The following is a 25,399-nucleotide window of genomic DNA, read 5'->3' as shown; positions in this document are numbered from 1 at the left end:
ACCGTTCGTTCAGGCGAAAAGGATTGTCCTTTTCTATTCTGCAGAGAATAAATACGGATAAACCGGTTGATCGCCTTGATGAATTTCAATTTCTAAATCTGGATATTGTTCAACTAATTTAGCTGATAATTCTTCTGCTTGATGAACCGAACCACCTTCACCTGCTAAAATCGTCACAATTTCTGTTTCTTCAGTGATCATTTTTTCTAAGGTAGCGAATGAAGTTGCCATCATGTCAGAATCTGAGATAACGATTTTCCCATCAATCATCCCTAAGAAATCGCCCTCAGTAATTTTCACACCATCAATGGTTGTGTCACGAATCGCATGAGTAATTTGCCCACTAACGACACTTGCAAGCATTTCTGTCATAGTCGCTTTGTTTTCTTCCAACGATACTTGATCATTAAATGAAAGCATCGCAGTTAGTCCTTGAGAGATCGTTTTTGATGGTACGACCGCTACTGGGATATCTGCTACTTCAGCCGCTTGATCCGCAGCCATGAAGATATTTTTATTGTTTGGTAATACGATGACTTTATCCGCATTGACTTCCTTGATTGCTTTAACGATATCTTCCGTACTTGGGTTCATCGTTTGTCCACCACTAATGACGTAGTTTGCTCCTAAACTTTCAAATAACTCTTGCACTCCTTTACCGGCTGCAATCGCTACAATCCCATAAGGTGTACGAGCTGCTTTTTGTGGCTTCGCTTGCTCATCGTGTTCTAAAATCGTTTCATGCTGTAAACGCATGTTGTCGACTTTGATTTTTACTAATGAACCAAATTTTTGTCCATAATTTAATACTTCACCTGGATTTTCGGTATGCACGTGGACCTTAATGATCTCATCATCATTAACAACCAATAATGAATCACCGATTCCATCTAAGTAATTACGAAATTCTTCATAGTCAAATTGGCTATCGACGGTTGGCCCTTCACCGATTTTTACCATGATTTCTGTACAGTAACCATAATGGATATCTTCTGTTGCTAATTGACCTTGGACACTGCGATGATGCTCAGCATTGACCATTTCATCCATTTCAGCTGGTGATGGTTCATAGACTTCTGTCATTTTGAACTCACCATTCAAGGCACTTAAGAAGCCTTCATATACAAATAGCAAACCTTGACCGCCACTATCGACGACACCGACTTCTTTTAACACTGGTAACAAATCAGGTGTTTTCGCTAAGGCACGTTTCCCACCTTTTACCACAGCCGTCATCACTTCAACAACGTCGTCACTTGTTTTAGCTTTCTTTTCTCCAGCTTTTGCAGCTTCACGGGCTACTGTCAAAATGGTTCCTTCAACAGGCTTCATGACTGCTTTATAAGCTGTCTCAACGCCATGCGTAAAAGCCGCAGCTAAATCTGCAGCGTTTAACACTGTCACGTCAGGTATTTGCTTTGAAAAGCCTCGGAATAATTGAGACAAAATAACTCCTGAATTTCCTCTGGCTCCCATTAGTAGGCCTTTTGATAACATTGCTGCTAACTCGCCTACTTTTTCAGAAGTAGAATCAGCAACTGCTTTAGCTCCACTTGTCATAGATAAATTCATATTGGTACCTGTATCTCCATCAGGAACTGGGAATACATTTAACGAATTGACATATTCTGCATTTACTTGCAGACGATTCGCGCCCGCCTGAACCATTTCCTGGAATTGGCTTGCACTGATTTCTGTTACACTCACCTAGATAATCCTCCTTCAGATCGACTGCTGAATCATTCAGCAAGCCTTCTGCCTAGTCTGGCAGTACACGAACACCTTGGACGAAAACATTAACAGAATTGGCTGTTACACCTAGTAATGTCTCCAAGTTGTATTTTACTTTTTCTTGGACATTGCGAGAAACTTCTGAAATTTTTGTACCATAACTAATGATCGTATAAACATCTACTGCGATACCATTAGCTTCTTGGCGAACAACTACTCCTCGAGAATAATTTTCTTTTCGTAGAATTTCAGTAATATTATCTTTTATTTGGTTCTTGCTGGCCATTCCTACAACACCGAACACATCTGTTGCGGCGCCACCAACAACTGTTGCAATCACATCATTGGTAATTTCAATGGTTCCAGCTGACGTTTGAATTTTTACAGCCATGAATGAGCCTCCTTAACGGGCAAAATACTCCCATTTTTCTTCTATCATATTTTATCATAGCGTCACCCGAAATAAAAGGCAGTTACCCTAAAGTACTCAAAAACCGCTGAAAATTTTAAAATTAGTCCTGTATAATTTACAATTATTCCCATGGATTGTCAATTCTTGCTATGAAAAGACACTTGCATATTACCCCTTCATATGATATGTTATTCTGGTATGAGCTGAATTATTCTATCGCTCCAAATCGAGGTAAAGGGGGAAAATTACATGGCAAAAGTTTGTTACTTTACTGGTCGCAAGACAAAAAGTGGAAACAATCGTTCTCATGCGATGAACTCAACAAAACGTACTGTTAAACCTAACTTACAAAAAGTTCGCGTTATGATCGACGGAAAACCTAAAAAAGTTTGGGTGTCAACTCGTGCTTTGAAGTCAGGAAAAGTTGCACGCGTTTAATTGAATGAAGTTTGAACCGTTCGGTGCGTGAACGGTTTTTATTTTTATTATAATGCCTTACTTTTCATAAAAGAAGTTAGTTGAAAAGCCTACAAATGATCTTGATGAACGATCATTTGTAGGCTTTTTAGGTTTTGCCAAATCCTTAATATTAAACATGTATTCTTTTAAAAACTGGTATTTTATCATTTATAAAATCAGTTTATATAAGTTTTTTTGCCTTTTATTTTCAAAATAAACGTTATTTATTATTGTTTTTTTATTTTTTTGGAAATGCCAAGTCTTTTCATGTAGTTAAAAATATGAATATGATAAACTAGAGATAACTTCATATTTCATAGAAATTTGGTGAATGAATCAATGAAAACAAAAATCAAACTTTTTTTTAAAGAAAATGGTCGTTATGCTTTTGCTAGTTTTCTGATCCCTTTTTTGATACTTGCGTTAGTTTACTTAAGTATCGGAATTTATCCAGGAAGTAGCCGAAGCATTCTTGCAAGTGATGCATTTTCTCAATTTTCAAATTTCCATGCAAGCTTTCGGAACATGTTATTAGGAAAGCAAAGTATTTTTTATACTTGGAACGCCTCATTAGGTCTGAATTATTTATCTTTAATTTCATATTACTTAGGCGGATTATTTACTCCGCTTGTTCTTTTGTTTCCTAATAATATGATGCCTGATGCTTTATATTTTCTAACTCTGCTTAAAGTTGGGTTTGCTGGATTATCTTTTTGGTTCCTTGCACGGACGTATAAAATTCCACGTTGGGGACAAGTGGCTTTAAGTGTTAGCTATGCTTCGATCTCTTTCATTACCGCTCATTCTGAGATCATTATGTGGTTGGATGCGTTTATTTATCTTCCACTTATTATTTTGGGTATCCATCGGGTCATGGATTATAAACGACCAACATTATTATTTGTTAGTTACTTATTGCTCTTTTTATCCAGTTTTTATATGGGCTTTATGATCGGTATTTTTTCTTTTCTTTATTTTATGGCAAGGCTGTTTACAAAATGGTCACTCTACAAAAAATCGATTGTACTTTATGGGATTACTTCCTTATTAGCTGGTGGAGCATCAATGATCATTATTCTTCCAGCAGTCTTGGATCTCCGATCAAATGGCGAAACATTAACACAGATCACTACACTAAAAACCGAAGCTACCTCATATTTGGATATCATCATGAAAAACATGATCGGTGTCTATGACACAACCAAATATGGCTCCATTCCTTTTATTTATGCTGGTTTGTTTCCATTAGTTTTATGTCTATTTTATTTTGCTAGTCGAAAAATCAACTTAAAGAACAAACTTTTGTATGGTAGTTTATTTGCTTTATTAATTGCTAGTTTCTATCTTGTACCACTCAACCTCTTTTGGCATGGTATGCATGCGCCTAATATGTTTTTGTTCCGCTATTCCTATTTGTTTTCTTTTCTCGTCCTTTTGTTAGCGGCCAAAGGATGGGAACGAATAACTAAAGAGGATCAGGGCTTACTCCTCAGTATCATCATCATTTTAGCAGCAGTTTTTGCTATCGCATGGGGACTTAAGCCTAATAATAGTTACTCTTATATTACAACGACATCGTTTGTCTTAACGATTGTTTTCTTGAGTCTTTACGCGTTAACAATTGGCTTTTTCCAGCAACCAAAACAGCCCGTTAAATACCTTAGCTTATTGTTACTGTTACTGATGACAGGAGAAGCAAGTGTCAATACGAATAGTATGATTCATGGGATATTAGATGATTGGAATTATGCTTCACGAAGCTTATATACTGATCCTGCTCCTAGCATCAAGTCACTTGTTGACCAGACAAAAAAAGAATCGGATACTTTTTATCGATTAGAAAATCTTGATCCGATTTCTCCTAATGATTCCATTAACTATGGCTATAGTGGTATCAGTTTGTTTTCTTCTATTAGAAACAGGAACTCTTCTGCTTATCTAGATTCGTTAGGCTTTCGTTCAAGGGGAACAAATCTTAATATCCGATACGCAAACAATACCTTATTGATGGATGGGTTTACAGGAATAAAATATAACATTGCTAAAAACGACAGTAGCTTTAGCAAATATGGCTTTGTGAAAGAAAGTCAGAGCGGTGACTATACACTCTATAAAAATCTAAATGCTTTACCGCTAGCTTTTACAGCACCAGTAGATATTAATCACGTGGAACAACCATTAACTGACAATCTCACGAGTCAAACCAATTTGATCAATCGGCTGGCTGATTTAAATGAGCGGTATTTTACTTTCTACACACCAACTTTGAAAAGCCAACAAAACGTTACAGTAAACAAGACGTCTACCGGGGTGACTTATTCTGAAACCACGAATAACCAGCCCAAAACGCTCACTTGGGAAGTGCGTGTACCAGCAAACACACAAGCTTATCTCAGTTTGTTCCCTACTAACTATGCCCAATTAGAAAGTTCTACCGCCACGATTACTGTCAACGGTGTGTCACGAAAGACTCAGATCAGTATTTCTGGACAATATTATGATCTAGGATATTATCCTCAAGACACAACAGTTACTTTCTCCGCTAGTTTTTATGGCACAAAAGAGGTTAGCTTTATGGAACCTAAAGTTCTTGGACTTGATGTTGTTGCTTATCAAGCAGCAATGAACCAAATCAAAGAAAATGGTGTTGCTATGAAAACGACCGGCCGAACAGCCACTGGTACTGTCAACACATCCGAAGAAAGAATGCTAGTCACAACGATCCCTTATGATGCTGGCTGGTCCGCAAAAATCGATGGAAAGGCAGTCAAAGTCGAAAACTTCAAAGATGCCTTTGTAATGATCAAACTACCTGCAGGCAAACATACCGTCACTTTTAGTTACTTACCTCAAGGTTTTATCATCGGATCGATTTTGTTCGTTCTTTGTATCGGACTTTTTATCCTATATGTGTGGTATCAAAAAAAAGAGCCCAAAGTAAATAAGCGATATAAACATAGTTAATGATCCAATCAGCGCCATCATTTCTAAAATTGAAATGATGGCGCTGATTTTTACGTTGATGACTCTTATAGTTCTGATTACTTATCTACTACCGTATTCAGTAATTTCATTATGTTCTGTTATCTTCCTTACAGGACTTGTGGAGCCTGCAATCCTTGACGTTGATTGCAGACTCGAACTTGATTCACGTCTTTTCTCCAAAAGCTCTCTTAAGCGTTGAACATCACCCTGTTGATTAGATGAACTGCCCTTATTTAAATTCCCACCTCCGGAAAGAGAGGGTGAATTGTCAAGGATCCAATCGCTTATTTTTATTATTTCAACCTACAAAACATGTTCCGTCATGGCAAAACCTACCAAATAAAAAAAGACAGAAAGAAACTTTTCTTCTTTCTGTCCCAATTATTCTATCTCTCATAACCAACATCAATTTCTGATCATTCCTCAACGAAGTTAAAAAGTTAAATGTTCTGGTTTATTGATTACTCATCTGTCGTACCCAACGGCGCCCTTAGGATTATTTACCCGGCTTACAAGATTTGGAGATGCTGTAGAATGCATTTTGGCCTCCTGTGTGCCACTGTTTCCTAAAATTACTCTCAGTTCTTTTTTCTGACTATTACTCAACCTACCGTTATCTACCTTTCCATTATCTACTTCTCCGTTATTAAACTTGCCATTATTCCCCACTTCATTACTTAATTGTCTAGCTTTTTTTTGATATATTAAGTTGTCTTGCAAGTCTCTGATATCCGCATATGTAGCTCTAAACAAAGATGTTTTTTTGGTTTGAGAGGTAAGTTGATCTAAACTGCCTGTTTTTCCTTCTTCCTTGCTGTTTCCACTAAGCTGTGTTACTTCTGGATTTGGATTAATCTCTTTATCTGTTAAATTACTCTGGTTTGAAGTATTGGAGCCAGTTTTAAAGTTACAAGCGGGTTTGCCTAAACCGTCTGTTGCTCCTTTTATCTCACTAGCTAATGTAGTATTTCTCGCTTCTAGATATAAATTTGTTTCTTCTGGAGTTGCATCATTTTCTTTATCCAATAAACTACTACTAATTGAAAATTCGGAGCCGGTTTGAGAGCTGCGAGCGGATTGATCGAAACTACTTCTGCTTGATTGTCCTTCTTCCACAGATAATCGTGGTTCCTGTAAGTGTTGATTTTCGGTTAACTTATCCGTTTCAAATACATTGTTTATTTTTGAAATAAGGGTGTTTATCTCCCTATTCGCTTTCTTCCAGTATTTTTTTTTATCATCCTGTTTTATGCTCTCGTAGCTCTCAGCAACAAATTTTAATTCTGACTTTGTTTCTTCAACATTTCCATTATACGTTTTTAATGTTTCTACTGCTTTTTTTTGAAACATATAATGTAATTTTTGTGGATCTTCCCCTACTCTTCGAGCATATTTTTCACAAAACTCTTGGAGGTCAATACCAACAAATCCGTTTATATCTCGCAATACACGATGATGAAGAGAAGTGTCCTCTATTTGAGCTGTTAATTCAGCTAATCCCACTTCCATTTGCTTTTTCAGCCGAGGATCTGTTTGTTCACTTGATTGTTTATCAAGTGTATTCTTCAGATTTTTCAAATCAGCTAATTCTTGTTCCAATTCTTGCTCATTTTTTGTAAGATATTCTTGATCTTGTTCATTTAATGTGTATTCATTTTCCTTACTGAGAATCATCTTACTATCTATGTTATGTATACCTGCTTTTTTTAACGTATTGCTTGTGCTGAGATCGTAATAATTATAGCTTTTTGTTGCGACTGAATTTTCCGCTTTTGTCATTAGGATAAAAACATTTCGTTTCAACCCTTTTTTCATTGCAATTTGGTAACGAACTTCTAGTAAATCTCGTAAATTTTCTTTAAAGCTTGGAGTGTCTATATACCCGTTTTGATACGCCGTAATAATCTCATCATATAATTTCTCTTTTGTTTTCCTCAAATCTTTTATTCCTAATTCTACATACTCACTTCGTTTTTTTGAAATTTCAGGAACAGCATTTTCTAATGTAGTCTTTTTGATCTCTTCAATCTCTTTTTCAAATAGCTTATAGATAGGACTATTATTTTCTAAGTCATTTTTGTACTTATAGGCGTTAGCTTCTATCAAGCCATTATGTTCAAGTACCTGAAATATTTTAGAACAGAGTTCGTTTATCTTCTTCTTCGATTCATTCCAGGTTATTTCACTATCCGCTTTCTTTAATTCTTAATATTCTTCATCAATAGATTGCCTTTCACTTAAGTTAGACCCCGACGTTTTTAAATGATCTACCAGTGTCAATTGAAACGACCGATAGAGTCGTTGCGGATTTTCCCCTATTCTTGGAGCATATTTTTCACAAAACTCGCGCAGGTCAATACTAGAAACACGATCCACGTTTCTTACGACATAAAGATGAAGACGGACATCACGTAGTTGTCCTATAGTCCATTTAATACGCTCATTCAAACCAGGGACTTCTTGCTTTCTTGATTTTTTAATCAACGAAGCAAGTGATTTATTGTACTTCTCTTCTAGTTGCTTTAGTTCCTTCTTATTTTTAGTATGGATGTCAAAGTCAAATGTTTTATGATTATAGCTTCTATGAGTTAAACGTTCTTTGCTATTTGTTATAAGTATATTTTTACTATCTATATCGTGTATCCTTGCTTTTTGTAAAGTTTTGCTTCGACTTAGATCGTAATAGTCATAGCTATGTCGATCATTTAGGTATTGTAATTTTTTATTCAATTCAGGTTGAAGTTTGTTATGCAAAAGCTTAACTAAACTCCTTGCTTTTTCTAAATCTTTTGTTTTTAACTTCTTTATTTGCTTATAGAGCTCACCAATTTCTTTTAGATCTTTTTTTGATGGTTTATCTAAATAATCTACTGATTGTTCTGGAGGGTCTGAGATTCCATTAGAAAGAGCAACTATTTTTTTTTTGTATGTTTGATTCAATGGTTGCCCTTCTACGCTTCGATCATCAAACAAATGATCTTTATGATACAAAGCGTGAACATCAATACCGAATTGTTTTTTAAGCTGATTTCTAGCAAGAATTTGGTATCGTATGTTTAACAAGTTACGTAATTTTTCTTTCGATTGATTGGTATCCAAATCCCCTTCTTCATAAGCTGGGATGATTTCTTTGTACAAATCTTCTTTCTTGTGTTTCAACTCTTTCATTGTTAGCTTACTATAGTCAACGATCATGGCTTGGTTTTCGTTAGCCCCAGCATTCTCCCTTGGGTCTGCAGCTTGTTCAAACTCATCCTCAGAATCCGAACTATCGTCAAAACTTTGATGGTAAGTAATACGGTTAAAGCTTGATGTTCCTAGATATTTATCTTCTTCAGTTCCCATAAAATAACTCTCCTTTCGTTAATAAACCTACTAAGTCCTTCACATTATATACTCAAAACAAGTGGTTCCTAGTCCATTTTTTTCTTTATTTTTAAAATTTAAGTTCTGTATAGTAACAGAGGATTCAGTAAACTGATTGATCTATTTTAGAATTTGCCCGTAGTACGCAAGCTTACCTGAGTCTTCCAATTAGGAACTCCAAAAATAAAATAACACAAATGATACATCCTGGCTGAATGCTTCTGCCACTCTTGATGCTTTATTTATCTATTAGTTAAAAAGAACGATCATTTCTGGTTTCAGTTTCCAATCGACTGTTAGAAACACCATTTGTTGGTTGTAAATGATCATTTCTAGTTACAGGTTTCGATCGACTATTAGAAAAACTATTTGTTGATGGTAAATTATACAGAAGGACCTTCTGATGATTGCTGGTTTTTTTGATAAAGTTCAGTCATTTTATTTTTGTAAATTTGATTTAAAGGTTGTATTGATTCTAAAGTTTGCTCCAAACTTGATTCTATAGCTGGCATAGTAAATAATGACTCTTTTTGATAAAAAATGGAAATATCTACACCAATACTTTGTTCAAATTCTTTTTTTATTGCAAGTTGATATCTTATTTCCAACAAATTAGATAGATTTTCTTTAAATGTTTCGGTATTTACCTCCCCTTTTTTAGATAACGCAATAATAGTTTTATACAATTCTTTTTTTGTTTGTTGCAATTGTTTTATTGTCATTTGATGATACTTGGATCGGATCGCATTGCCTGCTCTTTAGGGATACCATCGTTCTTTTTATTTTCCATGGTGCTTACCTTGTCCTATTGATTGCTTATTTTCCATAATTTTTTTCTCCCTTCGCTCTTTCAGACTTTATGTCATAGGTAAATTATAATGTTGTGGTGTCTTTTTTTGTCCCTTACTTTTTTGTCTATTTATTCATAAAACTACCGACCCCCAGAAGTTAGTTTTTGAGCTAATCTTTAGGGATCGGTACAAAAATGGTTTCAGATTCTTTAACTGTTTGTTTTACATTTTATAATTTAAATTAGACACTAGTCTCTCTTAATAAATCATTACTAGGCTTTCCTTTAGACGGATCAAGTTGTTGATTTTGCGCATCCTGATGTACTTTACTTTGTGCTCCATTTATTATATTTAATAATCGTCCTTGGGCATTTTCTGGATTCATTCCCTTATTTTTATTCACTTCAGCGTAAAGGGGTTCTATTTTTTTCACAGGATCTGGTAAATACTCACGGCAATCTTTAATTCCTAAGTTCTTTAATGTAGGACACTCATTAATAGGGGTATTAATGTGATAAAATGGTTGTTCGATTAGCGTGTATTGATTAAGTAGCTTATCTATTTCTGGTAGTAGCTTTATGAACTCTTCATTCGCCCTTTTATATGATCCCTCTTTATCCAATCGTTTTATATAATTGACCTTATTAATAATCCAAGCTCTATCTTGAGCATAATCAACCTTTTTGGAGTCTAAATAGTTCTTCGCTATTCTAGCCTTATATAGATCCATATTAAAAAATTCATTCAACTTCCCAACTGATAACGGGTCAGCACTCCTTGTCACATCCTGAAATCTTTTGCTAACCTCCTGTGTAAAATCATCCACCAGATTAGGACTTTTATCTTTTAATTGCGTTGCTGCTGTCTCCTGCCATGCATGAATGATTTTTTGGGGATCAACGTTGTTTCGCTCAGCAAATTTGTGACAAAATTTCTCATAGTCCATCCCAAGCATGTGTTCGATCGTTTTTCTAGTCTCAAGTTGATGATGGATGTCACGTAAGTTGCTTAGATTAGTGATGAATTCTTTTTCATGCACATCCTTATTTAGTGAAGTTTTAGCATTTTTAAAAAGCTTATAAAATTTAGTAACTTGTTTATTGAAAACCAATTCAAGTTCCTTTAACTCTTTTTTGCTTTGTTTAACGTACTGCAAGTTTTTAGTATCAGGTGACGGATAATTAAACTTTAATCGATTCGAAGCATCCAATATCTTCTCAACATTTCCCCATTTATGAAGACCGGCCTTTTTCAACGTTTTACTTTTACTCAAATCGTAATAATCATAGGTCGATAGGTTATTAGGTATATTTTTGTTCAATACTTCTACTATAAGTGGATAAATCTGTGCAGCTGATTCTCTTCCAGACAATGTTTGATTGGTATTAAATTGATGTTTCATTTTCTGATATAATTTAGCTCTTTTTTTCTTATTCTCATCTTTAGTATTGTCAGTTGTTACTTGTGGTATATTAGTTTTTGTTTGGTTTATAAAATTACTGATTGCATCATCATATTTGTTTATCATGTCTGGATTGTCTCTACCTAAAAATTTAGAATTATTTAAAATTTTTGTGAAATCAAAACCAACCTTTTGAATCAGTTCTTTTTTTATGGCGATTTTATAGCGAATATCTAGTAATCTCTCTACTTTTTCAGAAAATTCTTTTGTACCTACTTTATGTTCTTTAGATAACTGAATGATCTCTTTATATAGTTTTTGCTTTTCATTTCTTAAAGAGTTCATGGATTGCCAAAGTTCCGGTTTTGGCCCTTGATCCCGGTTATTATCTACGACTTCATAATCATTATTAATATCCGCAACTTCATCATAGATGCTAAAAGATATTGAAGACGTGGTAGAAGCATTACTTGGACGAGGAGTTGGCTCTAAACTTACTTCCTCAGGATTCCCGTTCTCCCCATAAATGTCTACTTCATAATATTCAACTGGTTCGCCATACACATGAGCAGCAACAGCACTTGAACGAGGAGTTAGCCCCTCGGGATTCCCGTTCTCCCCATAAATGCCTACTTCACCATATTCAACTGGTTCGTCATACCCATTATCATCAACAGCATGATTTCCGTTTTGTCCTTGACTCGTAAGCTGGGAACTATGTATTGTGTTGTCCTCTGAATTGTTTTTTAGACTCTCTTGTTGTTTCTTTTGGAATTCTTTAAATTTCATTTTAACCGCTTCTGCTAAACTAACCGAAGAGTTTTGGCTATTAGCACCAACACTTAAATCTTGCCTTCGAATTTGTTTTAAACCAAGTTGTTCCCTTACTTGATGTATCATGTGATATGTATTTAAAAAATTCTTTCTCTGAAATAATAGAGATTCTATTACTGCAGTGTCAGTCATTCCATCAGGAGCAATACCCTCGTCTTTTTTTAATAGGTTCAAATTGTTCTTAGCAGCTTCCCAACCTTCTTCAATTGAACTAATTAGCTGTTCTCTTTCATGCGGTCTAGCTTTCTTCAGTGATTCCACTCCATCACTAATACTTTTGTTATATGATAGTATATCTTGTAAAATACCATCTGAATCTTGCTTTTTTTCGCTTACAGCACGTGTAAATAAACGTGTGCTTTTACTTGCTACTAGCCTTTCATGTGCCTTTAGTTTAGTTTTTATAGTATTCGGTATCATTTCAGTTAAGTTCATCACTGCTACTTCTAGTTTTTCTTTGGTTAATTGCTTATTGTCTTTCGATAACGTTTTCTTTGTTTCTTCACTTATTTTTTTATGAAATGTTTCGCTATCATAAAATCCTAGATTGTTAGCTATCGCTATAAGGTCTCCATGTATAGTCTCCAATGTTTCCTGATTATTTTCCATTAATGTTTCCTGATTATTTTCCATTAAAAAATCTCCCTCCGTTAAGTTAGTCCATATTGTATACTAAAATCCAATCATTCCTTTACCTATTTTTTCTTTTTTTTAAAATTTATGTTTCGCTTAGTAAAAATGTTCGACATTCGTACACATCGTCTAACTTAATATCTAGTCATTATTTTTCATATCTACTCTTCCAATATTTAGCTGAGTACTGAACTCGATTCGCATATTCATAAAACAAAATCATGAATTGAAGCATTCTATCCTACAAAAATGGCTCACCTTGAGTAGCTATGGTACGTTCTCAAATAATCAAACAACAGGTGTACTCACTAGCCGTATAAAATCCATCTGACTTCTTTATTAAGGGTTGATTATCAGCTATTACCTAGATAAAGATTGTCCATTTGTCACAGTATTTTGGGAAATTCTATTTTTTTCTAACTCCGCACCTTGTTTTGCTCTATCACAAGCTTCGTTTATAGAACTCTTTGTTTCAAAAAACTTAGTTAACGCTTTGACATTTGTTTTTGGTACCAGTTGATTGGTTTTATTGTTATGCTTTTCTTGATCAACTTCTAGTTTCGAAGAAATGTTTTCCGTAAGATCTCTTCTTGTTGGCCCAGGTTGCTCTAGCTTCTCCTTACTCGGTAATGTCAAAGGGATGTTTTCTGTAAATTCTTTTTTTGCTGGCTCGGGTTGTTTTGGTTTCTCTTCGCTCAATAGTTTCGAAGGATTATCGTCTGCCGAGTTTTCTACTGTTTGTCCTACTGATATTTTCTGTGCCGTTAGTTTATTTAACATTAACTGGTTTAATACATTATCAAAGATTGATCGTTGCAGTTTTTGATCACCTTGTAGTTTTGAAGAATTGTTTTCCGTAAGATCTGTTCTTGTTGGCATGGGTTGTTTTGGTTTCTCCTCATTCGTTAATGCCGAAGGAGTGTTTTCCGTAAGATCTATTCTTGTTGACTCGGGTTGTCCTGACTTCTCCTCACTCGGTAATATCAAAGAGGTGTTTTCTGTAAATTCTTTTTTTGCAGACTCTGCTGTTCTTTCTTGTGCTACTGGATTATTTAACTTTATTTGGTTTAATACATCAACGAATTTTCTTCTATGCTCTCCTTGATCAGAAGGTTTAGTTTCTGACGATTCCTTTGTTATTGGCACTGGTATTACTGTTGTCTGATGTATGGGCAGGTTCTTTAGGAATATGTTACCCATAGCGTTTTTAAAAATTTCTTTCTCAGTTGCTGTCATAGCCATAAACGATTTTGAACCGGTTGTTTCTCCCAATATGCTAGTTGAATTTTCCATCTTCGCACTCGATAGTACTGATGGATTATTGTTTGCCGAATTTTTTGCTGGATCTGGAGTTACTATTTTTGGCTGTATGGATGGGTTTTGTTGGAATATATTACCCATAGCATTTTTAAAATTTTCTTTCTCAGCTGCTGTCATAGCCATAAACGATTTTGAACCGGTTGTTTCTCCTAATATGCTAGTTGGATTTTCCATCTGCGCACTCGATGGTATTGATGGATTATTGTTTGCCGAATTTTTTGCTGGATCTGGTGTTACTATTTTTGGCTGTATGGTTAGGTTTTGTTGGAATATATTACCCATAGCGTTTTTAAAAATTTTTTTCTCAGCTGCTGTCATAGCCATAAACGATTTTGAACCGGTTGTTTCTCCCAATATGCTAGTTGAATTTTCCATCTTCACACTCGATAGTACTGATGGATTATTGTTTGCCGAATTTTTTGCTGGGGCTGGTGTTACTATTTTTGGCTGTATGGATGGGTTTTGTTGGAATATATTACCCATAGCGTTTTTAAAATTTTCTTTCTCATCTAGTCTCGTCTCAATAAAGGGTTTTTCCTCATGTACTTCTCCCAGTATGCTGATTAAAGTATTCTGATCTAATTTTTCATTGCTCATATCATTTATTCTCCTTTCGCTCATTAGGTTCTATTATAAAGAAAAGAATCCTCTCTTTAGCAACAACTTTTTCTTTTTTATATACTTTATGTTATTTCGATTGTTATTTTAAATAATAGTTATTTTATATTTATATAAAATTGATCATTTAGCTACTTAGATACTAGTAATATCGTGTTACTGTTATTATTTTTTAGAGAGTTAAAACTCATAAAAAAATAAAAAAACGTTTCGTTTAGAGAAATATTTTTTCTCTAAACGAAACGTGTGAATGAAAGGTCTTTATTAATCATACACCACTTCATACAGATATAACCCTTCTGGATGAGCTGTGGGTCCTGCAGCATTTCGATCTTTTTTCGCAATGATTTCGGGTATACTATCCTCTGAGAGTCGCCCGTTCCCAATCTTCAGCAACGTACCGACAAGGATCCGAATCATCTTGTACAAGAAACCATTCCCACGAAAAGTAAATAACAACTCATCCCCGGCCTCATTGACTTCCATCTTTGCTTCATAGATCGTTCTTACTTTGTCCTCGATTGAACTTCCAGAAGCACAAAAAGAAGTGAAATCATGGGTACCTATTAAGTCAGGCAATGCTCGTTGAATTTTCGATAAATCAAGTGGATAGGGGAAATAACTTGCGTAATGCCGACGAAACGGACTGCGTGGTTTTCCAATATCGACCCGAAACTGGTAAGTTTTTTCTTTTACTAAATAGCGCGCGTGAAAATCATCTGAAACGATCTCAACGGCTTTAACTGCGATATCTTCTGGCGATTGCGTATCTAATGCAAAACGCATACGTTCTAAAGGTCGTTCTTCAGGATAATCAAAATGGATCACTTGCCCCATCGCATGGACCCCTGCATCAGTACGGCCAGAACCAAAGACAGTGATCTCTTTTCCATTGGCCATTTTCTTTAGCGTTTTTTCCATTTCCTCTTGGACAGTACGACCATTTGGTTGCTTCTGAAAACCATTAAAATGGGTACCATCATAGGCAATAATTGCTTTATAACGTGTCATACTTTCACCTACTCATCAACTTCTTAAAAAGACTAATGCAATGGTCATCAAGACAAAAACAACAAGGACCATCGTATCTCGTTGATGCCAATGCAGTATGCGGTACTTTGTTCTTCCTTCACCACCTTGGTATCCTCTTGCTTCCATGGCAGTCGCTAAATCTTCTGCCCGGTTAAAACTGCTAACAAACAAAGGAATCAGCAAAGGAATAACTGCTTTCATTTTTTGGACTAGACTTCCTTCACCAAAATCAACCCCACGGGCTCGTTGTGCATTCATGATTTTCTCTGTTTCATCCATCAACGTTGGTACGAATCGTAGAGCAATCGAAAGCATCAACGAAATTTCATGCACCGGAAAGCGAACTGCTTTTAATGGGCGAAGTAAATACTCAATCGCATCAGATAATTCCAAAGGTGGAGTCGTTAATGTTAATAAGGTAGACATAAAAATGATTAGTACAAATCGGCAAAAAATAAACAGCCCATTCATTACACCGAACTCCGTAATATTGAAGATTCCCCAACTCCAGTAGGTAGCACCACCGCTAGTAAATAATACTTGGAGTGCCACTGTAAATAAAATCAACCAGATCAAAGGACGGATGCCTCGGATGAAAAATTTGAAATCTACCTTTGAGAGAAAGACAGCAAGTAAAGTGAAAACAGCTAATAACGCATAAGTCTGCCAATTATTTGCTAAAAAAATAATTCCAATAAAGTAGAAACTTGCTAATAATTTTGCTCGAGGGTCTAATCGATGGATCAAGGAATCTCCAGGCATGTATCGACCAAAAATTAATTTATTCATCATCAGGTTGTCCCCCTACTAATGCTACGAGCTGATCTGCTAATTCATCTGCAGTGATTGGAAGTTCGGAAAAAAGCGCTGTTCGACTATTCAGCTTTTCCGCAAATTCTGTCGCAGTCGGAACACCTAATTGCTTTTCTTTTAGCCAAGATAGATTTTGAAAAACTGCATGAGGTTGACCGCTATTTACAATCCTACCTTTTTCTAAGACATAAACATAATCAGCGTAATTTGCCACATCATCCATTAAATGAGTGACCAATACGATCGTGATTTTTTGTTCTTTGTGCAGTCGCCAGAACATATCCATCATTTCTTTTCGACCTTGAGGATCAAGTCCAGCCGTTGGTTCATCTAATACTAGTACTTCCGGCTTCATAGCAAGTACACCTGCAATCGCTACTCGACGCATTTGTCCTCCTGATAATTCAAAAGGAGAACGCTCTAAGTAAGTTTCATCTAAACCAACTTGTGCTAATGTTTCTTTAGCTAAATCTCGTGCATCTTCCTCACTGACACCAAAGTTCTTTGGTCCAAAAGCAATGTCTTTTGCTACCGTTTCTTCAAATAATTGGGCTTCAGGAAACTGAAAAACAATGCCTACTTTTTTACGAATGGGTTTTAAGTTTTTATTATTCGTATCGGGCTTGATTTGTCGATCGCCAATATGTACGATCCCGCTGGTAGGTTTAATCAACGCATTCAAATGTTGCAGTAAGGTTGATTTCCCACTTCCAGTATGCCCGACTAAGGCTGTGTAGCTATTTTCTTTAATCATTAAATCAATCTCAAATAATGCACGTTGTTCGAATGGTGTGTTTGGTTGATAGGTGAAATCTACTTTTTCAAAACGGATGTCCATAACCATTCCACCATCCTTTCTTCTGTCATATATTCACTAGGAACATCAATTCCTCGTTGCTTCAAGGCGCTTTTCAATTTTTCAGGAAAAGGAAGATCTAACCCTAAATTGATCAATTCTGGGCCAGCAGAAAAGATTTGTTCTGGTGTGCCTTCATTGACTAATTCTCCTTGTTTCATCACTAATATCCGATTGGCATTTGCTGCCTCATCGATATCATGAGTGATAGATATGACGGTCAAATTACTTTCATCTTTGATTTTTTTAATCGTGGAAATCACTTCTTCACGACCTTCTGGATCAAGCATACTAGTAGCTTCATCTAAGATAATAATATCTGGACGTAGAGCTACGACTCCAGCAATGGCTACTCGTTGTTTTTGTCCACCAGAAAGTCTTGCTGGTTCACGTTTGGCAAAATCGATCATACGTACCTTTTCTAGCGCATCTTGTACACGGATCACCATTTCTTCTCTAGGTATACCTTGGTTCTCAAGACCAAAAGCAACATCATCTTCAACAGTAGATCCAACAAATTGGTTGTCTGGATTTTGGAAAACCATTCCAACCATTCGACGGATCGACCAGATATTTTCTTCATTAAGTGTTTGATTGCCAACTTTCACAATACCAGACTCTGGTAGAAGCAACCCATTGATTGTTTTTGCAAGTGTTGATTTCCCTGATCCATTATGTCCGATGATTGCGATCCACTCACCTTGCTTGATGGTAAATGAAATGTCTTTTAATGCTGGACGAGGGTCATCAGGTTGATATTTGTAATTAATCTTTCCTAATTCAATTATTGGCTCCATAATTACTCCTTCTCCATCCTAAGTTCCTACTAACACTATCAAAAAACACCTGATTTTTCAATTGTTTCCGTTTTAATTAAAGTGTTTTTTTACACCTTTAATTAGATGTCTTGACAGGTAATTGAAGGTACAAAAAAACACTTTATGATGAGTGCATACTCCCCAAACCGATAGATTTGGGGAGTAGCGCTGAGCTAGACTCGGAAGAGTTAACTTCCAACATCATAACACTCTAAAAGAATCATCTATAAAGTGATGTTATTAGTGTGATTTTAGACAAGTTCTAAGACAACCATTGGTGCACCATCACCGCGTCTTGGTTCTGTCTTCAAGATACGAGTGTAGCCACCTTGACGTTCAGCATAACGAGGTGCAATATCATTAAATAGTTTTTGTAAAGCTGATTCAATGACGATGTCCTCATTTTCTTCACGTACGCTAGCAACTTCATTACGTACAAAAGCCGCAGCTTGACGACGTGCATGTAAGTCTCCACGTTTGCCTAAAGTGATCATTTTTTCTGTAGTTGAGCGAACTTCTTTCGCACGAGCTTCAGTAGTCACAATACGTTCGTTAATTAATAAGTCAGTTGTTAAATCACGCAACATCGCTTTACGTTGGCTAGATGTGCGTCCTAGTTTACGATAACTCACGTTGGTTTCCCTCCTTCGTAAAAGGTTTTAATCTTCCTTACGTAAACCTAAACCTAAGTCGTGTAATTTAGCTTTCACTTCTTCTAATGATTTACGTCCTAAGTTACGGACTTTGATCATTTCTGGCTCAGATTTATTTGTAAGTTCTTGTACAGTATTGATTCCTGCACGTTTCAAACAATTATAAGAGCGAACAGACAAGTCTAATTCTTCAATTGTCATTTCTAACATTTTTTCTTTTTGTGTTTCTTCTTTTTCGACCATGATTTCAGCATTTTTAGCTTCATCAGTTAGGTTTACAAAGATGTCTAAATGTTCTGTCATGATTTTTGCAGATAAACTCATTGCTTCCAACGGTTCGATTGAACCATCTGTCCAAATCTCCATCGTCAATTTATCAAAATCTTCACGGTGTCCAACACGAGTGTTTTCTACTTGGTAGTTCACACGACGAACTGGCGTGTAGATTGAATCGACTGGAAGTACACCAATTGGCATATCTTCTTTTTTGTTTTCATCTGCTTGAACATAACCACGTCCTGGCTTCACTGTTAAGCGAGCGTGGAACGTAGCTCCTTCAGAGACGCTACAGATGTACATATCTTTGTTAAGAATTTCTACCTCACTATCAACGATAATATCGCCAGCAGTTACTGTAGCAGGTCCGGTAATATCGATTTCAAGGGTTTTTTCTTCTTGACCATACATTTTAAGTGCTAAGCCTTTAATGTTCAAGATGATTTGAGTGACGTCTTCTCTTACCCCTTTAATGGTAGAGAATTCATGCAGTACACCATCGATTTGAATATTAGTGATGGCAGCACCTGGCAAAGAAGATAATAAAATACGACGTAGGGAATTCCCTAAAGTAGTCCCATATCCTCTTTCAAGAGGTTCAACGATGAACTTGCCATAATCTTTTTCTTCATCAATTTTTGCGATTCTTGGTTTTTCGAACTCAATCATTCTTATCTTTACCCCTTTCAAAACGAAAAGTGTCTTGTTCAATGACGTTACTAATAGAACTCAAAATGAGCGGCACTCATTAAACACGACGGCGTTTTGGAGGGCGGGCACCATTATGAGGAACTGGAGTCACGTCACGAATTGCAGTCACTTCTAAACCTGTAGCTTGTAATGAACGAATTGCTGCTTCACGTCCAGAACCAGGTCCTTTAACTGTTACTTCAACAGTTTTTAATCCGTGTTCCATTGCTGCTTTTGTAGCTGTTTCTGCTGCCATTTGAGCGGCAAAAGGAGTTGATTTTTTGCTTCCTTTGAAGCCTAATGAACCAGCTGATGACCACGCTAATGCATTTCCGTGAGTATCAGTGATCATGATGATAGTGTTGTTGAATGTAGAATGGATATGTGCAATACCTGCTTCTATATTCTTTTTCACACGGCGTTTACGATTCACTTTTTTTGCTGCCATGAAGTTCTAACCTCCTTCACTTAAGAATTATTTTTTCTTGCCAGCGATAGCGCGAGCTGGACCTTTACGAGTACGTGCATTGTTTTTCGTGTTTTGTCCACGAACAGGCAATCCACGACGATGACGGATTCCACGGTATGAACCGATTTCCATCAAGCGTTTGATGTTTAAGTTCACTTCACGACGAAGGTCACCTTCAACTTTTAATTTATCTACTTCTGCACGGATAGCATCTGTTTGTTCATTCGTTAATTCACGAACACGAACATCTTCAGATACACCAGCATCAGCTAAGATTTTTTTAGCAGTAGTGTTACCAATACCATAGATATAAGTAAGAGAAACTACTACACGTTTATCACGAGGAATATCTACTCCTGCAATACGAGCCATATTTATTGCACCTCCAATTATCCTTGACGTTGTTTATGTTTTGGATTTGCTGGGCAAATCACCATAACGCGTCCTTTACGACGAATTACTTTACAATGTTCGCACATTGGTTTTACTGATGGTCTTACTTTCATGATAATACCTCCTGTAGTTTTACGGAGTACAATTATTTAAAGCGATAAGTAATACGGCCACGGTTTAAATCATACGGAGACAATTCAACCGTCACTTTGTCACCAGGTAAGATACGGATGTAATGCATACGGATTTTACCTGAAACAGTAGCAAGAACTTGGTGTCCGTTTTCTAGTTCAACTTTAAACATTGCATTCGGCAAAGTTTCGACGACTGTACCTTCGACTTCAATCATATCTTCTTTTGCCACGCACAGTACCTCCTTGTACTTGTTTCGCATTTTCACACGATAAAATGGCGGAAACTGCAGTTCCCACCTCAAAATTCTCAAAATGGATCATCTAGAGGATTTCTCTAGAAGTCGGACTGACATATTCTATCATAATTTATTGAACTTGACAAGAGTAACTGCTTAATGCAAGTCGGCTACGGGCAATCGTGCTATTTTTCAATAATTTTTTGGACATCAGTAAATACAGCATCGATTTCACGATCACCATCGATAGTGTTTAGCAAACCTTGTTCTTTGTAATAGGCCAAGATTGGTTCACTATTTTTGATGTTGATAGCCAGACGATTTTTAACCGTCTCAGGTTTATCATCTTCTCTTTGATAGAATTCATGCCCACCACAACGATCACATGTATCTTCAACTTTTGTAGGGTTAAAAATTTTATGATAAGTTGCTCCACAATTGCTGCAAATGAATCGGCCAGCTAAACGCTCAACCAATACATCTTCACCAACATGGATATCGATGACTGCATCAATTTTTTTGTCTAAGTCTTTTAACATTGCATCTAGCGCTTCCGCTTGCTCAAGTGTACGGGGAAAACCATCTAATAAGAAGCCTTTTTCCGTATCAGGTTCAGCTAAGCGCTCTTTCACGATTCCATTTGTTACTTCATCAGGAACTAATTCACCTTTATCAATATAAGACTTTGCTTCCAAGCCAAGAGCTGTTTCATTTTGCATTGCTGCACGGAACATGTCTCCTGTTGAGATGTGAGGAATATGATAAGCATCAATGATTTTTTCTGCTTGTGTTCCTTTACCTGCGCCTGGTAGCCCCATTAAAATGAGGTTCATTGTTTTCCCTCCTAATAAATGTGAGAACGTGTGTTGAGGAAAAACCTCAACACGCTTTCTTACTCGATAAATCCAACGTACTTACGTTTCAGCATTAAGCCTTCTAACTGTTTCGCAGTTTCTAAAGCTACACCGATGACGATCAGTAAGCTAGTACCACCTAACCCAATGGACTGAGGCAGATTCCAAATCATTTGAGCAATGATCGGTAATAAAGCCACTAAACCAAGGAAAATCGCACCGACTGTACTTAAACGCATCAATAAGCTTGAGACATACTCTTCAGTTCCTTTACCAGGACGTACGCTTGGTATATAGCTTCCTTGTTTTTGTAAGTTTTCCGCTAATTTCTCAGGGTTTACTTGAACAAAAGCATAGAAGAATGTGAATGCGACGATCAAGATCGTATAAATAGTTGCACCAGGTGCAGTATTATAGTTAAAGATCTGCATCATTATTTTATACCAGTTTTCAGCCCCAAATCTTCCACTCAATGCTTGTAAAACCGCATTAGGTGTCGCAATAAACGAACTTGCAAAGATAACCGGGATAACCCCAGCCGCATTGACTTTCAACGGTAGATAACTACTTGTTGGCGCCCCTGCTACACGTTTCGTATATTGAATTGGGATTTTGCGTTCAGCTTGTTGGAAAAATGTAACGCACGTTACGATCAATAAGATTGCAACGATTAAAATAGCAATGAAAATTGCAGATTTCCAGATATCTGATTGATTGATATTTACGAAATAGTCTTCATAAATTTCTTTTACACTTTCAGGAAGTCGAGAAATGATCCCTGCAAAGATGATCATTGATACTCCGTTACCGATTCCTTTTTCTGTGATTTGTTCTCCTAACCAAGTGACAAACATTGTACCCGCAGTCAAAATCAGACCGATAGTAACATAGGTTGAAACGTTAGGGTTATTCACAAAACCTAGTTGAGCATATTGGTTAAATCCAGCAGTGATCCCAACAGATTGGACAAATGCCAATACTAATGTCAGGTATCGAGTTGCTTGATTCAACTTCTTACGACCAACCTCCCCTTGTTTTGACCATTCAACAAAACGTGGCACGATATCCATTTGTAACAATTGGATAACGATCGAAGCTGTAATGTAAGGCGAAACCCCCATTGAGAAGATGGAGAAGTTTTGCATCGCACTACCACTCACCAAGTTCAACATGTTGAAAAAAGGTAAAGAAGAAAGGTTTTGCAATGAACTAGCATTTACTCCGGGCACAGTGATATGTGCACCTAAGCGAAATACAAATAGAACAAAAACAGTAAATAGGATTTTGGATCTAATGTCTTTTACTTTAAAAGCATCTTTTAACAGTTTGAACATTAGATCACCTCAATTGACCCACCAGCAGCAACGATTGCTTCTTCAGCTGCCTTAGAGAATTTTGCGGCTTTCACAGTCAATTTCTTAGTTAACTCACCGTTAGCTAATACTTTGATTCCAGATTTTTCGTTTTTCACGATTCCAGCTTCTACTAAAGCAACTGGAGTTACTTCAGCACCATCTTCAAAACGATTTAGGACATCAAGGTTGATGACTGCATAATCTTTGCGGTTCACGTTTGTGAAACCACGTTTTGGTAAACGACGGAATAATGGAGTTTGACCCCCTTCAAATCCTAGACGTACACCACCGCCTGAACGAGCTTTTTGACCTTTTTGACCACGTCCAGCAGTTTTTCCGTTACCAGAAGAAGTACCACGTCCAACACGGTTACGTACTTGTCGTGAACCTTCTGCAGGTTTTAATTCATGAAGTTTCATAGGTTTGGCACCTCCTTAATATTCTAGTTCATATTTCTTACTATATACTAGGTTTGTTTAATTAGATTTCTTCAACGTCCACCAAGTGAGAAACAGTGTTGATCATGCCTTTGATTGCTTCATTAGCAGGTTTAACCACTGAGCTGTTAATCTTTGTAAGACCTAACGCTTTTACTGTATCACGTTGGTTTTGAGGACGTCCGATAATACTGCGTTTTAAAGTAACTTTTAATTCAGCCATTATTTTTGTCCTCCTTATCCGATTAATTCTTCAACTGATTTGCCGCGAAGTTCTGCAACTTCTTCTGCACGTTTCAATTGTTTCAAACCTTCAACAGTTGCACGAACAACGTTGATTGGTGTATTTGAACCTAAAGATTTAGAAGTGATATCTGCTACCCCTGCTAATTCCAATACGGCACGAACTGGTCCACCAGCAGCAACCCCAGAACCTTCAACAGCAGGTTTCATTAGGATTCTACCACCACTAAAAGCACCGATGACTTCGTGTGGGATTGTTGAACCAACCATAGGTACTTCAACTAAGTTTTTCTTCGCATCTTCAATTGCTTTACGGATTGCTTCAGGTACTTCTTGTGCTTTACCAGTACCAAATCCTACATGTCCGTTTTTGTCACCGACAACAACTAAAGCAGCAAAACGTAGACGACGTCCACCTTTAACAACTTTTGTTACACGGTTAATTGCAACAACGCGGTCTTCTAATTCCAAATGTTTTGGATCGATATAAACCATGAATGGTATTCCTCCTTTTCCTAAAATTCTAGTCCATTTTCGCGAGCAGCTTCAGCTAAAGCTTGCACACGGCCATGGTAAAGGTATCCACCACGGTCAAAGACTACTACTTTAATGCCTTTTTCAGTTGCACGTTCAGCAACTAATTTACCGACAGCTTGTGCTGCTTCTGTTTTTGTTCCACCTGAAATTTCTTTATCCAAGGTAGAGGCACTTGCTAGCGTTACACCCGCTACGTCATCAATAATTTGAGCGTAGATGTTTTTGTTAGAACGAAAAACGTTCAAGCGTGGGCGCTCAGCAGTACCAGAGATATTGTTACGTACACGACGATGTCTTTTCTGACGTGTTTTGTTCTTATCTGGTTTTGTAATCACAATTGTCACCTCTTTAATTTTATTGTACTGCACTTAGGCAGAAACACCAAAGTCTCGAAAAATAGAAGCTGCGGCACAAGTTAAATTTCTTTTGAATGAAGGTAACCTTCTGCAAAATCCTTTTTTCCTGCTGCTGGCTTCTATGCAATTTTTCTAAACTATTTACCAGTTTTACCTTCTTTACGGCGTACATATTCGCCAACATAACGAATACCTTTACCTTTATAAGGTTCTGGAGGACGAGTTCCGCGAATGTTCGCAGCTAATTCGCCAACTTCTTCTTTGTTCGCACCTTTAACAATTACTTGTGTGTTAGCTGGTACTTCAACAGTTACGCCAGCTGGTGGTGTGATTTCTACTGGATGTGAGTAACCTACGTTCAAGACAAGTTTTGATCCTTGTAATTGCGCACGGTACCCAACCCCGATCAATTCTAATGCTTTTTGGAATCCTTCACTAACACCTACAACCATGTTGTTGAAGTTAGCACGAGTTGTTCCATGGATTGTTTTCATTTCTTTACTGTCATTTGGACGAGTGAAAGTCACTTCGTTTCCTTCGATATTCATTTTGATATCAGAAGAGAAAGTACGTGTTAATTCACCTTTAGGTCCTTTAACTGTAATGTTGTTTCCATCTTGAGTAACTGTTACTCCTTCAGGGATCACAACAACTTTATTTCCAATACGGCTCACTTAAAGACACCTCCTTGTAAAT

Annotated in this window: 26 protein-coding genes; 2 read left to right on the top strand and 24 right to left on the bottom strand. The window is 36.7% G+C overall.

Annotation, left to right across the window (positions count from 1 at the left end; translation table 11 throughout):
* Window positions 1-33: 33 nt before the first annotated feature.
* Together IGJ18_RS00515 and IGJ18_RS00510 are read right to left on the bottom strand one after the other, a co-directional pair.
* Window positions 34-1,707 carry a DAK2 domain-containing protein gene (locus IGJ18_RS00515; RefSeq protein WP_034698624.1) on the bottom strand — a complete coding sequence of 558 codons (1,674 nt, stop codon included), beginning with the start codon at window positions 1,705-1,707 and terminating at the stop codon, window positions 34-36.
* A 52-nt stretch (window positions 1,708-1,759) separates the two neighbouring features.
* Complete coding sequence (locus IGJ18_RS00510; RefSeq protein ID WP_010720424.1) at window positions 1,760-2,122, bottom strand: Asp23/Gls24 family envelope stress response protein; 363 nt, start codon at window positions 2,120-2,122, stop codon at window positions 1,760-1,762.
* A gap of 270 nt (window positions 2,123-2,392) precedes the next feature.
* On the opposite strand from IGJ18_RS00510, the gene rpmB reads away from it, so the two are divergent.
* A complete protein-coding gene (gene rpmB, locus IGJ18_RS00505; RefSeq protein ID WP_010720425.1) occupies window positions 2,393-2,581 on the top strand; it encodes a 50S ribosomal protein L28 in 189 nt (62 codons plus the stop codon).
* 360 nt (window positions 2,582-2,941) lie between these two features.
* Window positions 2,942-5,566 (top strand): YfhO family protein, encoded by a 2,625-nt coding sequence (locus tag IGJ18_RS00500; protein ID WP_438842716.1) that lies wholly within the window; start codon window positions 2,942-2,944, stop codon window positions 5,564-5,566.
* Window positions 5,567-6,052: 486 nt separating this feature from the next.
* On the opposite strand, the gene IGJ18_RS00495 is transcribed toward IGJ18_RS00500, so the two are convergent.
* The 22 genes from IGJ18_RS00495 to rplF form a co-directional block, all read right to left on the bottom strand.
* Window positions 6,053-7,693 (bottom strand): hypothetical protein, encoded by a 1,641-nt coding sequence (locus IGJ18_RS00495; protein WP_438842715.1) that lies wholly within the window; start codon window positions 7,691-7,693, stop codon window positions 6,053-6,055.
* Between the two features lie 99 nt (window positions 7,694-7,792).
* The gene (locus tag IGJ18_RS00490) at window positions 7,793-8,932 is read right to left on the bottom strand and encodes a hypothetical protein (RefSeq protein WP_438842714.1); all 1,140 of its coding nucleotides are present in this window, start codon (window positions 8,930-8,932) and stop codon (window positions 7,793-7,795) included.
* A 404-nt stretch (window positions 8,933-9,336) separates the two neighbouring features.
* Window positions 9,337-9,675 carry a hypothetical protein gene (locus IGJ18_RS00485; RefSeq protein ID WP_096709759.1) on the bottom strand — a complete coding sequence of 113 codons (339 nt, stop codon included), beginning with the start codon at window positions 9,673-9,675 and terminating at the stop codon, window positions 9,337-9,339.
* Between the two features lie 310 nt (window positions 9,676-9,985).
* Window positions 9,986-12,613, bottom strand: coding sequence for a hypothetical protein (locus IGJ18_RS00480; protein WP_438842713.1), 2,628 nt, complete (start codon window positions 12,611-12,613; stop codon window positions 9,986-9,988).
* A 360-nt stretch (window positions 12,614-12,973) separates the two neighbouring features.
* On the bottom strand, window positions 12,974-14,530 hold the full coding sequence (locus tag IGJ18_RS00475; RefSeq protein WP_438842712.1) for a hypothetical protein: 1,557 nt from the start codon (window positions 14,528-14,530) through the stop codon (window positions 12,974-12,976).
* A gap of 285 nt (window positions 14,531-14,815) precedes the next feature.
* Window positions 14,816-15,562, bottom strand: coding sequence for a tRNA pseudouridine(38-40) synthase TruA (truA, locus tag IGJ18_RS00470; protein WP_010720434.1), 747 nt, complete (start codon window positions 15,560-15,562; stop codon window positions 14,816-14,818).
* Window positions 15,563-15,577: 15 nt separating this feature from the next.
* Window positions 15,578-16,375: an energy-coupling factor transporter transmembrane component T family protein gene (locus IGJ18_RS00465; RefSeq protein ID WP_010720435.1), complete on the bottom strand. Its 798-nt coding sequence runs from the start codon at window positions 16,373-16,375 to the stop codon at window positions 15,578-15,580.
* Window positions 16,365-17,234: an energy-coupling factor ABC transporter ATP-binding protein gene (locus tag IGJ18_RS00460; RefSeq protein ID WP_025480273.1), complete on the bottom strand. Its 870-nt coding sequence runs from the start codon at window positions 17,232-17,234 to the stop codon at window positions 16,365-16,367. Before IGJ18_RS00460 ends, IGJ18_RS00465 begins: the two co-directional genes overlap by 11 nt.
* Window positions 17,210-18,049: an energy-coupling factor ABC transporter ATP-binding protein gene (locus IGJ18_RS00455; RefSeq protein ID WP_034697737.1), complete on the bottom strand. Its 840-nt coding sequence runs from the start codon at window positions 18,047-18,049 to the stop codon at window positions 17,210-17,212. Before IGJ18_RS00455 ends, IGJ18_RS00460 begins: the two co-directional genes overlap by 25 nt.
* Before the next feature lie 272 nt (window positions 18,050-18,321).
* Window positions 18,322-18,702, bottom strand: coding sequence for a 50S ribosomal protein L17 (gene rplQ, locus IGJ18_RS00450; RefSeq protein WP_005880733.1), 381 nt, complete (start codon window positions 18,700-18,702; stop codon window positions 18,322-18,324).
* A gap of 27 nt (window positions 18,703-18,729) precedes the next feature.
* Window positions 18,730-19,668, bottom strand: a complete 939-nt coding sequence (locus IGJ18_RS00445; RefSeq protein WP_005880735.1) for a DNA-directed RNA polymerase subunit alpha — start codon at window positions 19,666-19,668, stop codon at window positions 18,730-18,732.
* 79 nt (window positions 19,669-19,747) lie between these two features.
* Window positions 19,748-20,137, bottom strand: a complete 390-nt coding sequence (rpsK, locus tag IGJ18_RS00440) for a 30S ribosomal protein S11 (RefSeq protein WP_002288714.1) — start codon at window positions 20,135-20,137, stop codon at window positions 19,748-19,750.
* 27 nt (window positions 20,138-20,164) lie between these two features.
* Window positions 20,165-20,530 (bottom strand): 30S ribosomal protein S13, encoded by a 366-nt coding sequence (gene rpsM / locus IGJ18_RS00435; protein ID WP_002288713.1) that lies wholly within the window; start codon window positions 20,528-20,530, stop codon window positions 20,165-20,167.
* Between the two features lie 17 nt (window positions 20,531-20,547).
* A complete protein-coding gene (gene rpmJ / locus IGJ18_RS00430) occupies window positions 20,548-20,664 on the bottom strand; it encodes a 50S ribosomal protein L36 (RefSeq protein WP_002288710.1) in 117 nt (38 codons plus the stop codon).
* A 32-nt stretch (window positions 20,665-20,696) separates the two neighbouring features.
* On the bottom strand, window positions 20,697-20,915 hold the full coding sequence (infA, locus tag IGJ18_RS00425; RefSeq protein ID WP_002288695.1) for a translation initiation factor IF-1: 219 nt from the start codon (window positions 20,913-20,915) through the stop codon (window positions 20,697-20,699).
* Window positions 20,916-21,106: 191 nt separating this feature from the next.
* Window positions 21,107-21,754, bottom strand: coding sequence for an adenylate kinase (locus tag IGJ18_RS00420; RefSeq protein ID WP_010720438.1), 648 nt, complete (start codon window positions 21,752-21,754; stop codon window positions 21,107-21,109).
* Between the two features lie 59 nt (window positions 21,755-21,813).
* Window positions 21,814-23,109: a preprotein translocase subunit SecY gene (gene secY, locus IGJ18_RS00415; protein ID WP_010720439.1), complete on the bottom strand. Its 1,296-nt coding sequence runs from the start codon at window positions 23,107-23,109 to the stop codon at window positions 21,814-21,816.
* Window positions 23,109-23,549: a 50S ribosomal protein L15 gene (gene rplO / locus IGJ18_RS00410; RefSeq protein ID WP_010720440.1), complete on the bottom strand. Its 441-nt coding sequence runs from the start codon at window positions 23,547-23,549 to the stop codon at window positions 23,109-23,111. The genes secY and rplO overlap by 1 nt, the downstream gene beginning before the upstream one ends.
* A 61-nt stretch (window positions 23,550-23,610) precedes the next feature.
* Window positions 23,611-23,790: a 50S ribosomal protein L30 gene (gene rpmD / locus IGJ18_RS00405; RefSeq protein WP_010720441.1), complete on the bottom strand. Its 180-nt coding sequence runs from the start codon at window positions 23,788-23,790 to the stop codon at window positions 23,611-23,613.
* A gap of 14 nt (window positions 23,791-23,804) precedes the next feature.
* The gene (gene rpsE, locus IGJ18_RS00400) at window positions 23,805-24,305 is read right to left on the bottom strand and encodes a 30S ribosomal protein S5 (protein WP_002288681.1); all 501 of its coding nucleotides are present in this window, start codon (window positions 24,303-24,305) and stop codon (window positions 23,805-23,807) included.
* Between the two features lie 20 nt (window positions 24,306-24,325).
* Window positions 24,326-24,682: a 50S ribosomal protein L18 gene (gene rplR, locus IGJ18_RS00395; protein ID WP_005880747.1), complete on the bottom strand. Its 357-nt coding sequence runs from the start codon at window positions 24,680-24,682 to the stop codon at window positions 24,326-24,328.
* 158 nt (window positions 24,683-24,840) lie between these two features.
* Window positions 24,841-25,377, bottom strand: coding sequence for a 50S ribosomal protein L6 (gene rplF / locus IGJ18_RS00390; RefSeq protein ID WP_010720442.1), 537 nt, complete (start codon window positions 25,375-25,377; stop codon window positions 24,841-24,843).
* Between the last annotated feature and the right edge of the window lie 22 nt (window positions 25,378-25,399).

It is taken from the genome of Enterococcus sp. AZ078 (genome assembly GCF_051714985.1).
GTDB classification, from domain to species: domain Bacteria; phylum Bacillota; class Bacilli; order Lactobacillales; family Enterococcaceae; genus Enterococcus_B; species Enterococcus_B hirae.
Note: the sequence above shows the minus strand (reverse complement) of the source record. Positions and strands in the feature narration are given on the sequence as shown.

Bases quoted from the DNA above. Each gene is read 5' to 3' on its own strand.
- IGJ18_RS00510 (WP_010720424.1), bottom strand. From the start codon at position 2,122: ATGGCTGTAAAAATTCAAACGTCAGCTGGAACCATTGAAATTACCAAT.
- rpmB (WP_010720425.1), top strand. From the start codon at position 2,393: ATGGCAAAAGTTTGTTACTTTACTGGTCGCAAGACAAAAAGTGGAAAC.
- IGJ18_RS00500 (WP_438842716.1), top strand. From the start codon at position 2,942: ATGAAAACAAAAATCAAACTTTTTTTTAAAGAAAATGGTCGTTATGCT.
- IGJ18_RS00490 (WP_438842714.1), bottom strand. From the start codon at position 8,932: ATGGGAACTGAAGAAGATAAATATCTAGGAACATCAAGCTTTAACCGT.
- IGJ18_RS00485 (WP_096709759.1), bottom strand. From the start codon at position 9,675: ATGACAATAAAACAATTGCAACAAACAAAAAAAGAATTGTATAAAACT.
- IGJ18_RS00480 (WP_438842713.1), bottom strand. From the start codon at position 12,613: ATGGAAAATAATCAGGAAACATTAATGGAAAATAATCAGGAAACATTG.
- IGJ18_RS00475 (WP_438842712.1), bottom strand. From the start codon at position 14,530: ATGAGCAATGAAAAATTAGATCAGAATACTTTAATCAGCATACTGGGA.
- truA (WP_010720434.1), bottom strand. From the start codon at position 15,562: ATGACACGTTATAAAGCAATTATTGCCTATGATGGTACCCATTTTAAT.
- IGJ18_RS00465 (WP_010720435.1), bottom strand. From the start codon at position 16,375: ATGATGAATAAATTAATTTTTGGTCGATACATGCCTGGAGATTCCTTG.
- IGJ18_RS00460 (WP_025480273.1), bottom strand. From the start codon at position 17,234: ATGGACATCCGTTTTGAAAAAGTAGATTTCACCTATCAACCAAACACA.
- IGJ18_RS00455 (WP_034697737.1), bottom strand. From the start codon at position 18,049: ATGGAGCCAATAATTGAATTAGGAAAGATTAATTACAAATATCAACCT.
- IGJ18_RS00445 (WP_005880735.1), bottom strand. From the start codon at position 19,668: ATGATTGAGTTCGAAAAACCAAGAATCGCAAAAATTGATGAAGAAAAA.
- rpsK (WP_002288714.1), bottom strand. From the start codon at position 20,137: ATGGCAGCAAAAAAAGTGAATCGTAAACGCCGTGTGAAAAAGAATATA.
- rpsM (WP_002288713.1), bottom strand. From the start codon at position 20,530: ATGGCTCGTATTGCAGGAGTAGATATTCCTCGTGATAAACGTGTAGTA.
- rpmJ (WP_002288710.1), bottom strand. From the start codon at position 20,664: ATGAAAGTAAGACCATCAGTAAAACCAATGTGCGAACATTGTAAAGTA.
- IGJ18_RS00420 (WP_010720438.1), bottom strand. From the start codon at position 21,754: ATGAACCTCATTTTAATGGGGCTACCAGGCGCAGGTAAAGGAACACAA.
- secY (WP_010720439.1), bottom strand. From the start codon at position 23,109: ATGTTCAAACTGTTAAAAGATGCTTTTAAAGTAAAAGACATTAGATCC.
- rplO (WP_010720440.1), bottom strand. From the start codon at position 23,549: ATGAAACTTCATGAATTAAAACCTGCAGAAGGTTCACGACAAGTACGT.
- rpmD (WP_010720441.1), bottom strand. From the start codon at position 23,790: ATGGCTGAATTAAAAGTTACTTTAAAACGCAGTATTATCGGACGTCCT.
- rpsE (WP_002288681.1), bottom strand. From the start codon at position 24,305: ATGGTTTATATCGATCCAAAACATTTGGAATTAGAAGACCGCGTTGTT.